This is a genomic window from Streptomyces sp. NPDC050619, assembly GCF_040654815.1.
GTDB lineage: Bacteria > Actinomycetota > Actinomycetes > Streptomycetales > Streptomycetaceae > Streptomyces.
On record NZ_JBFAIR010000061.1, the window covers coordinates 1 to 14,402 of the forward strand.

The following is a 14,402-nucleotide window of genomic DNA, read 5'->3' on the forward strand; positions in this document are numbered from 1 at the left end:
CAGCGCCGATGGTACTGCAGGGGGGACCCTGTGGGAGAGTAGGACGCCGCCGAACTCCTTTTAGAGCTCCGGCTCTTGGGCACTCAGCCCAAGAGCCGGAGCTTTTTTGCGTTGAGGTAAGGTCAGGGAGCATCGTTGGCACGTTTCCCACAGGAGGCTCCCGGGTGGAGGTACAGGAGACCCGCGTCCAGACGGACCGGGTCCTCACCATCCCCAACATCCTCAGCATGGCGCGGCTCGCCGGGGTGCCGCTCTTCCTGTGGCTGATCCTCAGGCCTGAGTTCGGCGGTCCCAAGAGTGACGGCTGGGCCCTTCTGGTGCTGGCCCTGAGTGGCATCAGCGACTATCTGGACGGCAAGCTCGCCCGGCGTTGGAACCAGATCAGCAGCCTTGGCCGGCTCCTCGACCCCGCGGCCGACCGGCTCTACATTCTTTCGACTTTGGTCGGCCTAACCTGGCGCGAGATTCTGCCAATCTGGTTGACCGCTGTACTGCTGGCGCGAGAGCTGGTTCTGCTGGTGATGGTGGGCATCCTCAGACGCCATGGCTATCCGCCGCCACAGGTGAACTTCCTGGGCAAGGCAGCGACCTTCAACTTGATGTACGCCTTCCCACTGCTCCTGCTCAGTGACGGAAGTGGATGGATCCCGTCACTCGCTGCTATTTTCGGATGGGCGTTCGCCGGATGGGGTACAACACTCTACTGGTGGGCAGGAGTTCTCTACGTGGTACAAGTCCGCCGCCTGGTCCGTGCGGACGCCATGACCGACTGAACTCGCCGACGGAAGCGGCCGTACTGGCCCGATGGCCCGCGGTGGAAAAGTGCGGGACAATCTGGACGGGTGAAGTCGGCTAGACCGTCGTCTCTTAGAGGAGGACGCTTCCGACATGAAGGCCGTCGTGATGGCCGGAGGCGAAGGCACACGCCTTCGCCCTATGACCTCAAGCATGCCCAAGCCGCTCCTGCCGGTGGCCAACCGGCCGATCATGGAGCACGTTCTGCGGCTGCTCAAAAGGCATGGGCTCAACGAGACCGTCGTCACCGTCCAGTTCCTGGCCTCATTGGTCAAGAACTACTTCGGTGATGGCGAGGAGCTCGGAATGGAGCTCACCTATGCCAATGAGGAGAAGCCACTCGGTACCGCCGGAAGCGTCAAGAACGCCGAAGAGGCGTTGAAGGACGATGCTTTCCTAGTCATTTCCGGTGATGCCCTGACCGACTTCGATCTCACCGAGCTCATCAACTTCCACAAGGAAAAAGGCGCCCTGGTCACCGTCTGCCTGACGCGTGTACCCAATCCGCTGGAATTCGGTATCACCATCGTGGACGAGGAAGGCAAGGTCGAGCGCTTCCTCGAGAAGCCGACCTGGGGCCAGGTTTTCTCGGACACCGTGAACACGGGCATCTATGTGATGGAGCCCGAGGTCTTCGACTATGTCGAGGCCGATGTGTCCGTCGACTGGTCCGGCGATGTGTTCCCTCAGCTGATGAAGGAGGGGAAGCCGGTCTACGGCTATATCGCGGAGGGTTACTGGGAGGACGTCGGCACGCATGAGAGCTATGTGAAGGCGCAGGCCGACGTTCTGGAGGGCAAGGTCGACGTCGATCTCGACGGGTTCGAGATCTCTCCGGGTGTATGGGTGGCCGAGGGCGCCGAGGTGCACCCCGATGCCGTGCTGCGTGGCCCTCTCTACATCGGGGACTACGCCAAGGTCGAGGCCGGGTCGGAAATCCGCGAGCACACTGTCATCGGCTCGAACGTCGTCGTGAAGAGCGGGGCCTTTCTGCACAAGGCCGTTGTGCACGACAACGTGTATGTGGGGCAGCACAGCAATCTGCGGGGCTGCGTCGTCGGAAAGAACACCGACATCATGCGTGCGGCCCGGATCGAGGACGGCGCGGTCATCGGGGACGAGTGCCTGATCGGCGAAGAATCGATCGTTCAGGGCAATGTGCGGGTCTACCCGTTCAAGACCATCGAGGCCGGCGCGTTCGTCAACACCTCGGTCATCTGGGAGTCCCGGGGCCAGGCGCATCTCTTCGGTGCCCGCGGGGTGTCCGGAATCCTGAACGTGGAGATCACTCCCGAGCTCGCCGTGCGTCTTGCCGGGGCCTATGCGACGACGCTCAAGAAGGGCTCCACCGTCACCACCGCTCGTGACCACTCCCGAGGCGCCCGTGCGCTCAAGCGGGCGGTCATCTCCGCGCTCCAGGCCAGCGCCATCGACGTACGGGACTTGGAGAACGTACCGCTGCCCGTCGCCCGGCAGCAGACCGCGCGGGGCAGTGCCGGCGGGATCATGATCCGGACCACGCCAGGGGTGCCGGATTCCGTGGACATCATGTTCTTCGACGGGAACGGAGCCGACCTTTCGCAGGCGAGCCAGCGGAAGCTGGACCGGGTGTTCGCGCGGCAGGAGTACCGGCGGGCGTTCCCGGGCGAGATAGGAGACCTGCACTTCCCGGCGAGTGTCTTCGATTCGTACACCGGATCGCTGCTGCGGAACATCGATATCACGGGCATTTCCGAGTCCGGGCTGAAGGTCGTCGTCGACGCGTCGAACGGGAGTGCCGGGCTTGTGTTGCCCAGCCTGCTCGGCAAGCTCGGGGTGGACTCGCTGACGATCAACCCTGGGCTCGACGAGTCCAGGCCCACGGAGTCGGCGGATACGCGGCGGTCGGGGTTGGTGCGGCTGGGAGAGATCGTGGCGTCCGCGCGGGCCGCGTTCGGGGTGCGGTTCGACCCCGTCGGTGAACGGCTGTCGCTGGTCGACGAGAAGGGGCGGATCGTCGAGGACGATCGCGCGCTGCTCGTCATGCTCGACCTGGTGGCCGCGGAGCGGCGCAGTGGCCGCGTCGCGCTGCCGGTGACCACCACGAGGATCGCCGAGCAGGTGGCCGCTTATCACGGCACGCAGGTCGAGTGGACGACTACCTCTCCCGACGATCTGACCCGGGTCGGGCGCGACGACTCGACGATCTTCGGCGGTGACGGCAAGGGCGGCTTCATCGTCCCCGAGTTCAGCAGTGTCTTCGACGGTACGGCGGCCTTCGTACGGCTGATCGGGCTGGTGGCGCGGACGCAGTTGACGCTCAGCCAGATCGACGCGCGGATTCCGCGGGCGCACGTCCTCAAGCGGGACCTGGCGACTCCCTGGGCCGTCAAGGGCCTTGTGATGAGGAGGGTCGTGGAAGCGGCCGGTGATCGCTTTGTCGACACGACCGACGGTGTGCGAGTCGTGGAGACCGACGGGCGCTGGGTGATGGTGCTGCCCGACCCGGCTGAGGCGGTCACCCATCTGTGGGCGGAAGGGCCGGACGACGCCTCCGCCCAGGCCCTGCTCGACGAATGGTCGGCGGTCGTGGACAGCGCCGGCCGCTGAAACACACCGCACGCGCGCGTGCCGGACATGTGTCCCCCAGGGGCCTGTCCGGCACGCCGGTGGGGCCATTCGGAGGTAGCTCGCGCGACGTGCGACGATGTGCGGCATGCCGCAGCAGCCCCCCGTTCGGAGCACCCCCACGCGCGCGTCGCGTCCGGACGCGTCCATGTCGCTGCTCACCAATGTCATGGACCACAGCCTCGACGAGGGGTACGCCGAGGCCGCCGCGCGCAAGAAGGCCGAGGGCACGGGTGGCATGCCCAAGACCCTCCGGGCGAAGCTCGGTCTCGCCGCCGGCCTGGTGCTCGCGGCGCTCGTCGTAACCGTCGGCGCGGCGCAGGCGCGGGTCGCGGCTCCTGTCGTCGCCAAGGAGCGCGAGGAGCTGATCGACCGCATCGACCGGGCGACCGAGGCGGCGGACAAACTGGAGGGCAGCGTCGACAAGCTGCGCGACGAGGTGAGCGCGCGACAGCGGGAGGCGCTCAAGGAGAGCGGCGACAGCGACCAGACGGAACTCGTGGGTATCCTGTCGGGCGCCACCGAAGTCCACGGCCCCGGTGTGAAACTGGTCGTGGACGACGCCAAGGAAGCGACCACGGGGGGCGACGGCGACCCGCGCGAGACCTCCGGGTTCTCCGACACCGGACGCGTGCGCGACCGTGACATGCAGCGCGTGGTCAACGGGTTGTGGGAATCGGGGGCTGAGGCGGTCTCCGTCAACGGGCAACGGCTGACGGCACTGTCGGCGATCAGGGCCGCGGGTGACGCGATACTGGTCGACAACAAGCCATTGGTCCCGCCGTATACGGTGCTTGCCGTGGGGGACGGCAAGCGGCTGAGCACCAGGTTCCAGAACAGCGCGGACGGGCTGTATCTGAATGCCCTCCAGGAGAACTACGGCATCCGGACCGGTATCTCCGTGGAGGACGACCTCCGGCTGCCCGCCGCACCGAGTGTGATCGTACGAACAGCACAGCCGCAAACCGAGAAGGGCACATCGTGATCGCCGTACTGGGCCTCGTCGTGGGAGTCGTGGCCGGACTGTTGGTTCGGCCCGAGGTTCCGGCGGTCGTCGAGCCTTATCTGCCGATCGCCGTCGTGGCGGCACTCGACGCCGTGTTCGGAGGGCTGCGAGCCATGCTCGACGGCATCTTCGACGACAAGGTCTTCGTCGTGTCGTTCCTGTCCAACGTGGTGGTGGCCGCGCTGATCGTGTTCCTGGGCGACAAGTTGGGCGTGGGGGCCCAGTTGTCCACCGGTGTCGTCGTCGTCCTCGGCATCCGTATCTTCTCCAACGCCGCGGCGATCCGCCGACATGTGTTCCGGGCGTGAGGCCGATGAGCAACCAGGACGAATCGCCCGACAACAGGCTGCGCAAGAAGCTGCCCGACGAAGTGGCCGCCGGGGCCGCGCCCTCGGCCGGGGACGCCCCCGAGGAGCCGCAGCTGACCGGCCGCCGGCGGCTGGTGCAGGGCTTGTGGCCGCCGCGCGTCACCCGGGCTCAACTCATCGTCGCCATGCTGCTGTTCGGCCTGGGTTTCGGTCTGGCCGTCCAGGTGGCGTCGAACAGCGACAGCGACAGCGCGCTGCGGGGCGCGCGCCAGGAAGATCTAGTTCGCATCCTCGATGAACTGGACGACCGTACCCAGCGTCTTGAAGACGAGAAGCAGGGGCTCGAGAAGCAGCGTGACGAGCTGGAGAACAGCTCCGACCAGGCCGAAGAGGCCCGCAAGCAGACGGTCGAGAAGGAGAAGCAGCTGGGGATCCTGGCGGGCACGGTGGCCGCGCAGGGGCCCGGCATCACCATGACCATCGACGACACGGAGGGGGCGGTGAAGGCGGACATGCTGCTCGACGCGGTCCAGGAGTTGCGCGCGGCCGGTGCGGAGGCGATCCAGGTGAACGGCGTGCGGGTTGTCGCCGGTACCTTCCTGACGGACTCCGACAACGGCGTGAGCGTCGACGGGAACAAGATCAACGCGCCCTATCGTTTCAAGGTCATCGGCAAGCCGCAGGACCTCGAGCCGGCGCTCAACATCCCTGGAGGCGTGGTGCAGACTCTTGAGAAGGAGCAGGCCACCGCGACCGTCGAGCGGTCGGGCAAGATCGTCGTGGATGCCTTGCGAGCGGCGAAGCGGCCTGACTACGCTCGGTCGTCCTCCCAGTGAACCCCGGGTGCATGGGGGACGTCCGGCCAGGGCATGAGGTTGCGGGGGGTCGGCGCACCGAATGGGTGGTGCGTGGTGGAAACTGTCAGGTGGATACGGACGTTGTGAGGATGTCCGGGTCGGCCGGTGTGTTCAATCAGGGTTCGTCCTGCCCCACGGGCGGGTCTGTTTCGGTCAAGGGGAATCGCCCGTGAAGTTGTTTGCGAAGTTGTTCGGCAAGAGCGCGAAAGAGGGCAGCGACAACGCGACTGCTCGTCATCGCGCACAGCCTGACGCAGAGGGTCAGCGCCCGCTGTTCCGGGACCAGGTCGGTGGTCCGGGCGGTGACATTTCCGGAGGTCGGGGCGCGCCGTCGGTTGACCCTGGCCAGTCCGGAGGCATAGGTTTCGGCCAACCGTCAACCTCAAGTACGGGTGGAGGGTTTCCCGCCGACCCGTACGCGTCCAATGCCCCGGCGGGGCAGCCGCGGCAGGAGGATCCGTCCATGTCGGCCCTGGTCTGTACGAGGTGCGGTAACCGCAACGCGGAGAACAGCCGCTTCTGCTCCAACTGTGGCGCGCCGCTGCGGGCAGGGGCCACGCCCGAGCGCCCGTCCGAAACGACGTCCACGATCTCCATCTCCGGACTCGAGGCCTACGACGCCGAGGCCACGGGCCAGACGCCGATGCCCATGCTCTCCCCGGAGGCACAGGCGGCCGTCGACGCGCTGCCGCTCGGCTCGGCGCTCCTGGTGGTGCGCCGCGGGCCGAACTCGGGCAGCCGCTTCCTGCTGGACGGCGAGCTGACCACAGCCGGGCGTCATCCGCAGAGCGACATCTTCCTGGACGACGTGACGGTGTCCCGGCGGCATGTGGAGTTCCGCCGCGCTCCGGACGGCTCGTTCACGGTGGCGGACGTGGGCAGCCTGAACGGAACGTACGTCAACCGCGAGCGCATCGACCAGGTCGCCCTGTCGAACGGTGACGAGGTGCAGATCGGCAAGTATCGGCTGGTGTTCTACGCGAGCCAGCGGGGCTACTGACCCTCCAGGGGAAGGTCCATGCTTCAAACACCGAGCGGCGGTGCCCCGCACGGCACCGCCGCCGCGGACAGTGGGCTGATGAGCATCGGCGCGGTGCTGAACGTGCTGCGCGACGAGTTCCCCGAGGTCACCATCTCCAAGATCCGTTTCCTGGAGTCGGAGGGCCTCATCGACCCGCAGCGGACTCCTTCGGGGTATCGCAAGTTCAGCACGGACGATGTCGAGCGCCTCGGCCATGTCCTGAGGATGCAGCGGGACCACTATCTGCCCCTCAAGGTGATTCGCGAGCACCTGGACGCCATGGAACGGGGCGAGGCCTTGCCGCTGCCCGTCATGGGCCGTCAGCGGGACGGCGAGTCCGGGCCGGAGACGGCCGAGGCGCCCACCGCGGCCCGGATCGGGCGGGCCGAGCTGCTGGCCGCCGCCGAGATCGGCGAGCAGGAACTTCAGGAGTGGGAGTCGTACGGGCTCATCACCCCGCTGCCCGACGGGGCGTACGACGCGGAGGCGGCCACGGTGGCCTCGCTCATCGCCGAACTGGGGCGGTTCGGGATCGAGCCGCGGCACCTGCGGGTGATGAAGGCCGCCGCCGACCGCGAGGCCGGGCTCGTGGACCAGGTCGTGGCCCCGCTGAAGCGCCACCGCAACCCGCAGACCAGGGCGCATGCCGAAGCCCGTACGAAGGAACTGGCCGGGCTCACGGTGAAACTGCACGCGGCGCTGGTGCAGACCGCTCTGGGTGTGCGGCTGCCCTGAGACGGGCGGGTGTGCGGAGGCCGGATCGGCCACCCGTTTCCTGCCCGACTACCCAAACGTCCCGGGCACGGCCTAGGGTTGCTGTGTGAACGAGCTCGATGTCGTAGGTGTCCGGGTCGAAATGCCCTCCAACCAACCGATCGTGCTCCTGCGTGAAGTGGGAGGCGACCGCTACCTCCCCATCTGGATCGGGCCTGGGGAGGCTACGGCGATCGCTTTCGCGCAGCAGGGCATGGCCCCCGCCCGACCGCTGACCCACGACCTGTTCAAGGACGTGCTGGAGGCCGTCGGCCAGGAGCTCACCGAAGTGCGCATCACCGACCTGCGTGAGGGCGTCTTCTACGCGGAGCTGGTGTTCGCCAGCGGGGTGGAGGTCAGTGCCCGACCGTCCGACGCCATAGCGCTGGCCCTGCGCACCGGAACGCCGATCTACGGCAGTGATGGCGTGCTCGATGACGCGGGCATCGCGATTCCCGACGAGCAGGAGGACGAGGTGGAGAAGTTCCGCGAGTTCCTCGACCAGATCTCCCCCGAGGACTTCGGCACCAGCAGCCAGTGAGGCAAAGGGCGTCCCGGCGGAGGAGAAATCCCGGCCGGGCGGCCCCAGACGCGTCCGGTGACGCCTCAAATGCAGGCATTTGCCGGCGGCGCGTGAGAGCGTCCTGCGGCCCGCTCCGAGAGCATTCGGCTAGCCTTTCCCCGCGGTGGGGCACGGGAAACCACTCCTAGGGTGATTATCACTCGGCGTGCCGAGTGTGGCGATCGTTGACGCACCCCTGGTGACTGCCTACCGTCGAGAAGGCAGGTCAAGGACGGAGGTCGGCGTGAGAAGCAGCGGCGACGGTACGGCTGGGGGTGCCCCTGGACGCAGTCCCGGGGCGAGCGGTCCGTACCCGCTTCACGGCAGCGCGGCCGATCACGCTCCGCAGCGACCGGCGGCCGTGCCGAGCAGCGGAGGGGCGACGTCCATGGCGTCCGAGCAGATCGGCTATCGCGGCCCGACGGCCTGTGCGGCCGCCGGCATCACCTACCGACAACTGGACTACTGGGCCCGCACCGGGCTTGTCGAGCCGAGTGTGCGGGCCGCCTACGGGTCGGGGACGCAGCGTCTGTACAGCTTCCGGGACGTCGTCGTCCTGAAGGTCGTCAAGCGTTTCCTGGACACCGGTGTGTCGTTGCAGAACATCCGCACCGCGGTCCAGCACCTGCGCGAGCGCGGTTTCCGCGACCTGGAGCGCATGACGCTGATGAGTGACGGCGCCACGGTCTACGAGTGCACCTCGCCCGACGAGGTCCACGCGCTGCTCCAGGGCGGCCAGGGCATCTTCGGGATCGCTGTCGGTGTGGTGTGGCGGGATGTCGAGAGCGCGCTCTCGCAGCTGCACGGGGAGCGGGTCGACACCGGGGAGACCCTCATTGGGCAGAACCCCGCGGACGAGCTGGCGCGGCGGCGCAACCGGGCCGTCTGACAGCCGCCACAGCCCTTCGGGCATCCGCATTGTCAGTGGCGTAGGGCAGCATCGGACATGTGAGAAGTGCGCCCACGATCCTGCATCTCGACATGGATGCCTTCTTCGCCTCGGCGGAGCAGGCGTCCAAGCCGAGCCTGCGTGGGAAGGCGGTCATCGTGGGCGGTCTCGGGCCGCGCGGAGTGGTCGCCACCTGCTCGTACGAGGCGCGGGTCTTCGGAGTGCACTCGGCGATGCCCATGGCCCAGGCCCGGCGGCTCGCGCCGAACGCGGCGTACCTGGTGCCGCGCTTCGGGTTCTACCGTGTGATCAGCGACCAGGTGATGGCGCTGCTGCGGGCGCTGTCGCCGCTGGTGGAGCCGCTGAGCCTGGACGAGGCGTTCGTGGACCTGGAGGCCGGGGGAGCGGCCTGGGACGAGAGCTCGGCGCGGCTGGCGGGCGGGAAGCTGCGTGCCGACATACGGGCGGTCACCGGGCTGACCGGGTCGGTGGGCCTCGCCGCCTCCAAGATGCTCGCGAAGATCGCCTCGGAGCAGGCCAAGCCGGACGGACTGGTGGTGATCGAGCCGGGCACCGAACGGGCCATGCTCGCCCCCATGTCGGTACGGACGCTGCCGGGGGTCGGACCGGCGACGGGCGACCATCTGCGGCGGGCCGGGATCACCACGGTCGACGAGATCGCCGAGGCGGGCGAGGACGAGCTCGTACGGCTGCTCGGGAAGGCCCACGGGCACGCGCTGTACGCCATGGCGCTGGCGCACGACGAGCGGCCTGTGGTGGCCGAGCGGGAGACGAAGTCGGTGTCGGTCGAGGACACGTACGACGTGGACATCCATGACCGGGTCCGGGTCGGACTGGAGGTGCAGCGCCTGGCCGACCGGTGTGTGCGGCGGCTGCGCGGAGCCGGGCTCTCCGGGCGGACCATCGTGCTGAAGGTGCGCAGGTACGACTTCTCGACGCTGACCCGCTCCGAGACCCTGCGCGGGCCCACGGACGACCCGGGGGTGGTACGGGAAGCGGCGGCGCGGCTGCTGGACTCGGTGGACACGACGGGTGGGGTGCGGCTGCTGGGGGTGGGCGTCAGCGGGCTCGCCGACTACACGCAGGAGGATCTGTTCGCACAGGCGGCGGAGGAGCGGGCGGAACTTCCGGTTCCGGTGGAGGAGGGCGAGGGCGAGGCGGTCGAGGAACCGCAGGCGCCCGTGGAACGGCGGTGGGCGTCGGGGCACGATGTGCGGCATGCCGAGCATGGGCACGGATGGGTGCAGGGCAGTGGGCTCGGGAGGGTCACCGTGCGGTTCGAGACGCCCTATTCGGAGCCCGGGCGAGTGCGGACCTTTCGGATCGACGATCCTGATCTGGAGCCGGCGGAGCCGTTGCCGTTGGTGCTGCGAAGACCCGCCGAGACCGACGAGATCGCCGAGGACGACGACGCCGATGACGCCGGGGAGGCGCCGGATCAGGTGTCCTCCGTGCCCGCCAGTTTGCCGAAGTCGTGGTCCGGGAGCGAGGGAGGAGCGGCCACGTCCAGCCCGTAGTGGTGGTAGAGCTGGAGTTCCTGTTCCGGGGAGAGATGGCGGCCGACGCCGAAGTCGGGGGCGTCCTTGATCAGGGCGCGGTCGAAGGGGATGTGCAGGCTGCCCTCGACGAGTTCGCTGGGCTCCAGGGGGACGAAGGCGTCCCTGCTGAACAGGCCGGTCCGTATGGCTGCCCACTCCGGCAGACCGGTCGCGTCGTCGAGGTAGACCTCGTCGATGGTGCCGATCTTGGTGCCGCTGCGGTCGAAAGCCTTGCGGCCGATCAGGTTGCGCGGATCGATGTCGGTCTGCACGGGCCCTCCACTTGGTCGCAACGCATCCGTAAGCACTACGAAAGAGCACATTCGGGGAGGCGGCCACTCGAACGTTCGGGCGTTGCCCTCGCTGGTAGGCTGGCGAGCGGCTGCTGACCCTGTGCGGGAGAGTCCTCCAGACACCATCGGAGGCGCCGAAGGAGCAAATCCTCCCCGGAATCTCTCAGGCCCACGTACCGCACGGACGAGGTCACTCTGGAAAGCAGGGCGGATGCCGACGGCGTCGACGGCTTCCGCTCTCACCGACGGTGAAAGCCGGGACACCTCGGGTGGCCCGGTGAAGCTCTCAGGTTGAGATGACAGAGGGGGAGGCCGTCCGGGTACCCGCGCCGTGGTGCCCCTCGAAGGTCGTGTCAGACCAGGAGGCCTCCGCAATGACAGCCCAACGAATTCCGCTTTCCGAGCTCGAACAGGGAATCCCGTTCGAGCAGCGCCACATCGGTCCCGACCACGAGGCCCGGGCCAAGATGCTCGCGCAGGTCGGCTACGGCTCGCTCGACGAGCTCACCGCCGCCGCGGTGCCGGACGTGATCAAGAACGCCGACGCGCTGGACCTGCCGGGCGCGCGCACCGAGGCCGAGGTGCTGGCCGAGCTGAGGTCGCTGGCGGACCGCAACCAGGTTCTCGACTCCATGATCGGGCTCGGCTACTACGGGACCTTCACCCCGCCGGTCATCCTGCGCAACGTCATGGAGAACCCGGCCTGGTACACGGCCTACACGCCGTACCAGCCAGAGATCTCGCAGGGGCGGCTCGAGGCGCTGCTGAACTTCCAGACCATGGTCGCCGACCTGACCGGTCTGCCGACCTCCGGTGCCTCGCTGCTCGACGAGGGCACGGCCGCCGCCGAGGCCGTGGCGCTGTCGCGGCGCATGGGCAAGAACAAGAAGGGCCTCTTCCTGGTCGACGCGGACACGCTGCCGCAGACCATCGCCGTGATCGAGACCCGGGCCGAGCCGGCCGGTGTGGACGTCGTGGTGGCCGACCTCAGTGACGGCATTCCGGCCGAGATCGCCGCGCGTGAGATCAACGGCGTGCTCCTGCAGTACCCGGGCGCCTCCGGTGCCGTACGCGACCTCAAGCCGGTCATCGACCAGGCCCACGAACTCGGCGCCCTCGTCACCGTCGCCGCGGACCTGCTCGCGCTCACGCTGCTGACGTCACCCGGGGAGCTCGGCGCCGACATCGCGGTCGGGACGACGCAGCGGTTCGGTGTGCCGATGGGGTTCGGCGGGCCGCACGCCGGCTACATGGCCGTGCACGAGAAGTTCGCGCGCAGCCTGCCCGGGCGGCTCGTCGGTGTGTCCGTGGACGCCGACGGGCACCAGGCCTACCGGCTCGCCCTGCAGACGCGCGAGCAGCACATCCGCCGCGAGAAGGCGACCAGCAACATCTGCACCGCCCAGGTGCTGCTCGCCGTGATGGCCGGCATGTACGCCGTCTACCACGGGCCCGAGGGCCTGCGGACGATCGCGCGGCGCACCCACCGGTACGCCACGATCCTCGCCGCGGGGCTGACGGCCGGCGGTGTCGAGGTCGTGCACGGCTCCTACTTCGACACGCTGACCGCGCGGGTCCCGGGCCGGGCGGCCGCGGTGGTCGCCGCCGCGCGCGACAACGGCGTCAACCTGCGTCTCGTGGACGCCGATCAGGTGTCGGTGGCCTGCGACGAGACCACCGCACGGGCCCAACTGGACGCCGTATGGGCCGCCTTCGGGGTCGAGGGCGACATCGAGGCGCTCGACGCGGCCACCGAGGAAGCCCTTCCGGAGGCGCGACTGCGGACCGACGACGTGCTCACGCACCCCGTCTTCCATCAGCACCGCTCCGAGACCGCCATGCTGCGCTACCTGCGCAGGCTCGCCGACCGCGACTACGCGCTCGACCGCGGCATGATCCCGCTGGGCTCCTGCACCATGAAGCTCAACGGGACCACGGAGATGGAGCCGGTCACCTGGCCCGAGTTCGGGCAGATGCACCCCTTCGCGCCCGCCGAGCAGGCGCAGGGCTACCTCACGCTCATCGGGGAGCTGGAGGAGCAGCTCGCCGAGGTCACCGGGTACGACAAGGTGTCGCTTCAGCCCAACGCCGGTTCGCAGGGCGAGCTGGCCGGGCTGCTCACCGTACGCGGATACCACCGCGCCAACGGTGACGAGCAGCGCACGGTGTGCCTGATCCCCTCCTCGGCGCACGGCACCAACGCCGCCAGCGCCGTCATGGCCGGGATGAAGGTCGTCGTCGTGAAGACCGCCGAGGACGGCGAGATCGACATCGAGGACCTGCGGGCGAAGATCGAGCAGTACCGCGACGAGCTGTCGGTGTTGATGATCACGTACCCGTCGACGCACGGTGTGTTCGAGGAGCACGTCGCGGACATCTGCGCGCAGGTGCACGAGGCGGGCGGGCAGGTGTACGTCGACGGCGCCAACCTCAACGCCCTGGTGGGGCTGGCCAAGCCGGGGCACTTCGGCGGTGACGTCTCGCACCTGAACCTGCACAAGACCTTCTGCATCCCGCACGGCGGCGGCGGTCCGGGCGTCGGCCCGGTCGGTGTGCGCGCGCATCTGGCGCCGTATCTGCCGAATCACCCGCTCCAGCCCGCCGCCGGCCCCGAGACGGGCGTCGGGCCGATCTCGGCCGCGCCCTGGGGGTCCGCGGGGATCCTGCCGATCTCGTGGGCGTACGTCCGGCTCATGGGCGGCGAGGGGCTCAAGCGGGCCACGCAGGTGGCGGTGCTCTCCGCCAACTACATCGCCAAGCGGCTGGAGCCGCACTACCCGGTGCTCTACACCGGGCCGGGCGGGCTCGTCGCGCACGAGTGCATCATCGACCTGCGGCCGCTGACCAAGGCGACCGGTGTCAGTGTCGACGACGTGGCCAAGCGGCTCATCGACTACGGGTTCCACGCGCCGACGATGTCGTTCCCCGTGCCCGGGACGCTCATGATCGAGCCGACGGAGTCCGAGGACCTGATCGAACTCGACCGGTTCTGCGAGGCGATGATCGCCATTCGGAGGGAGATCGAGAAGGTCGGCTCGGGCGAGTGGCCCGCGGACGACAACCCGCTGCGGAACGCCCCGCACACCGCCGCCACGCTGGGCGGGGAGTGGGAGCACGCGTACACGCGCGAGGAGGCCGTCTTCCCGGCCGGGGTCTCGGCCGCGGACAAGTACTGGCCGCCGGTGCGCCGTATCGACCAGGCCTTCGGCGACCGGAACCTGGTGTGCTCCTGCCCGCCGCTGGACGCGTACGAGGACTGAGACGTAGTACGTGGTGTGGGCTCCGTCCGGCTGTTCGTCGGGCGGGGCCCTTGTGCGTTACGGGGTCCCTAGGGCGACCTCCGTCGACTTGATCAGGGCGACGACCGGGGTGCCGGAGGCCAGGGCGAGTTCCGTGACGGCGTCCCTGGTGATCACCGCGGTCAGGTCGCCGCCCTCGACGGCGACCTTGACGGAGGCCATGGCACCGCCCGTCGCGATGTCGCGGACCGTGCCGGGCAGTTGATTGCGGATGGACAGGCCCTCGACCGGGGCGGTGGCGAGGGAGACCTCGGTCGACTTCACCAGGGCGCGTACGGCCGATCCCGCGGCGAGGCCCAGTTCCTGGGCGGCTTCCAGAGTGATCGCCGCGGTGAGGTCCTGGCCGCCGGTGAGGCTGACCTTGACGGTGGCCATCACCTCGCCCGGGGTGATGGTCGTGACGGTGCCGGCGAGCTGGTTGCGGATGCTCAGGCTCATGGGGAAGGCCTCGCG

General features: G+C 68.7%; 13 protein-coding genes and 1 riboswitch. Of the genes, 11 read left to right on the top strand and 2 right to left on the bottom strand.

Annotation, left to right across the window (positions count from 1 at the left end):
- The first annotated feature begins 164 nt into the window (after positions 1 to 164).
- The 10 genes from AB0I77_RS49990 (at position 165) to AB0I77_RS50035 (ending at position 10,336) form a co-directional block, all read left to right on the top strand.
- On the top strand, positions 165 to 773 hold the full coding sequence (locus AB0I77_RS49990) for a CDP-alcohol phosphatidyltransferase family protein (protein ID WP_363289664.1): 609 nt from the start codon (positions 165 to 167) through the stop codon (positions 771 to 773).
- Positions 774 to 888: 115 nt separating this feature from the next.
- Positions 889 to 3,384 carry a mannose-1-phosphate guanyltransferase gene (locus AB0I77_RS49995; RefSeq protein WP_363289665.1) on the top strand — a complete coding sequence of 832 codons (2,496 nt, stop codon included), beginning with the start codon at positions 889 to 891 and terminating at the stop codon, positions 3,382 to 3,384.
- Positions 3,385 to 3,550: 166 nt separating this feature from the next.
- Positions 3,551 to 4,387, top strand: coding sequence for a DUF881 domain-containing protein (locus AB0I77_RS50000; RefSeq protein WP_363289699.1), 837 nt, complete (start codon positions 3,551 to 3,553; stop codon positions 4,385 to 4,387).
- Complete coding sequence (locus AB0I77_RS50005) at positions 4,384 to 4,716, top strand: small basic family protein (RefSeq protein ID WP_003988855.1); 333 nt, start codon at positions 4,384 to 4,386, stop codon at positions 4,714 to 4,716. The genes AB0I77_RS50000 and AB0I77_RS50005 overlap by 4 nt, the downstream gene beginning before the upstream one ends.
- Positions 4,717 to 4,721: 5 nt before the next feature.
- Positions 4,722 to 5,552 (top strand): DUF881 domain-containing protein, encoded by an 831-nt coding sequence (locus AB0I77_RS50010; RefSeq protein WP_363289666.1) that lies wholly within the window; start codon positions 4,722 to 4,724, stop codon positions 5,550 to 5,552.
- 61 nt (positions 5,553 to 5,613) lie between these two features.
- Positions 5,614 to 6,573 carry an FHA domain-containing protein gene (locus AB0I77_RS50015; protein ID WP_363289667.1) on the top strand — a complete coding sequence of 320 codons (960 nt, stop codon included), beginning with the start codon at positions 5,614 to 5,616 and terminating at the stop codon, positions 6,571 to 6,573.
- A gap of 18 nt (positions 6,574 to 6,591) precedes the next feature.
- Entirely contained in the window at positions 6,592 to 7,329 is a 738-nt protein-coding gene (locus tag AB0I77_RS50020; RefSeq protein ID WP_363289668.1) for a MerR family transcriptional regulator, read from the top strand.
- 85 nt (positions 7,330 to 7,414) lie between these two features.
- A complete protein-coding gene (locus AB0I77_RS50025) occupies positions 7,415 to 7,888 on the top strand; it encodes a bifunctional nuclease family protein (RefSeq protein WP_004002801.1) in 474 nt (157 codons plus the stop codon).
- Positions 7,889 to 8,153: 265 nt separating this feature from the next.
- Positions 8,154 to 8,798, top strand: a complete 645-nt coding sequence (locus AB0I77_RS50030; RefSeq protein ID WP_363289669.1) for a MerR family transcriptional regulator — start codon at positions 8,154 to 8,156, stop codon at positions 8,796 to 8,798.
- Positions 8,799 to 8,857: 59 nt separating this feature from the next.
- The gene (locus AB0I77_RS50035) at positions 8,858 to 10,336 is read left to right on the top strand and encodes a DNA polymerase IV (protein WP_363289670.1); all 1,479 of its coding nucleotides are present in this window, start codon (positions 8,858 to 8,860) and stop codon (positions 10,334 to 10,336) included.
- Here AB0I77_RS50035 and AB0I77_RS50040 read toward each other — a convergent pair.
- Positions 10,258 to 10,629 (bottom strand): PRC-barrel domain-containing protein, encoded by a 372-nt coding sequence (locus AB0I77_RS50040; RefSeq protein WP_363289671.1) that lies wholly within the window; start codon positions 10,627 to 10,629, stop codon positions 10,258 to 10,260. The two genes, AB0I77_RS50035 and AB0I77_RS50040, sit on opposite strands and share 79 nt — an antisense overlap.
- A 114-nt stretch (positions 10,630 to 10,743) precedes the next feature.
- Positions 10,744 to 10,839: riboswitch (glycine riboswitch) on the top strand.
- 185 nt (positions 10,840 to 11,024) lie between these two features.
- Here AB0I77_RS50040 and gcvP point away from each other — a divergent pair.
- The gene (gene gcvP / locus AB0I77_RS50045; RefSeq protein WP_363289672.1) at positions 11,025 to 13,910 is read left to right on the top strand and encodes an aminomethyl-transferring glycine dehydrogenase; all 2,886 of its coding nucleotides are present in this window, start codon (positions 11,025 to 11,027) and stop codon (positions 13,908 to 13,910) included.
- Positions 13,911 to 13,967: 57 nt separating this feature from the next.
- On the opposite strand, the gene AB0I77_RS50050 is transcribed toward gcvP, so the two are convergent.
- Positions 13,968 to 14,387: a TOBE domain-containing protein gene (locus AB0I77_RS50050; RefSeq protein WP_363289673.1), complete on the bottom strand. Its 420-nt coding sequence runs from the start codon at positions 14,385 to 14,387 to the stop codon at positions 13,968 to 13,970.
- Positions 14,388 to 14,402: the final 15 nt, after the last annotated feature.

Bases quoted from the DNA above. Each gene is read 5' to 3' on its own strand.
- AB0I77_RS49995 (WP_363289665.1), top strand. From the start codon at position 889: ATGAAGGCCGTCGTGATGGCCGGAGGCGAAGGCACACGCCTTCGCCCT.
- AB0I77_RS50000 (WP_363289699.1), top strand. From the start codon at position 3,551: ATGTCGCTGCTCACCAATGTCATGGACCACAGCCTCGACGAGGGGTAC.
- AB0I77_RS50010 (WP_363289666.1), top strand. From the start codon at position 4,722: ATGAGCAACCAGGACGAATCGCCCGACAACAGGCTGCGCAAGAAGCTG.
- AB0I77_RS50015 (WP_363289667.1), top strand. From the start codon at position 5,614: ATGGGTGGTGCGTGGTGGAAACTGTCAGGTGGATACGGACGTTGTGAG.
- AB0I77_RS50020 (WP_363289668.1), top strand. From the start codon at position 6,592: ATGCTTCAAACACCGAGCGGCGGTGCCCCGCACGGCACCGCCGCCGCG.
- gcvP (WP_363289672.1), top strand. From the start codon at position 11,025: ATGACAGCCCAACGAATTCCGCTTTCCGAGCTCGAACAGGGAATCCCG.
- AB0I77_RS50050 (WP_363289673.1), bottom strand. From the start codon at position 14,387: ATGAGCCTGAGCATCCGCAACCAGCTCGCCGGCACCGTCACGACCATC.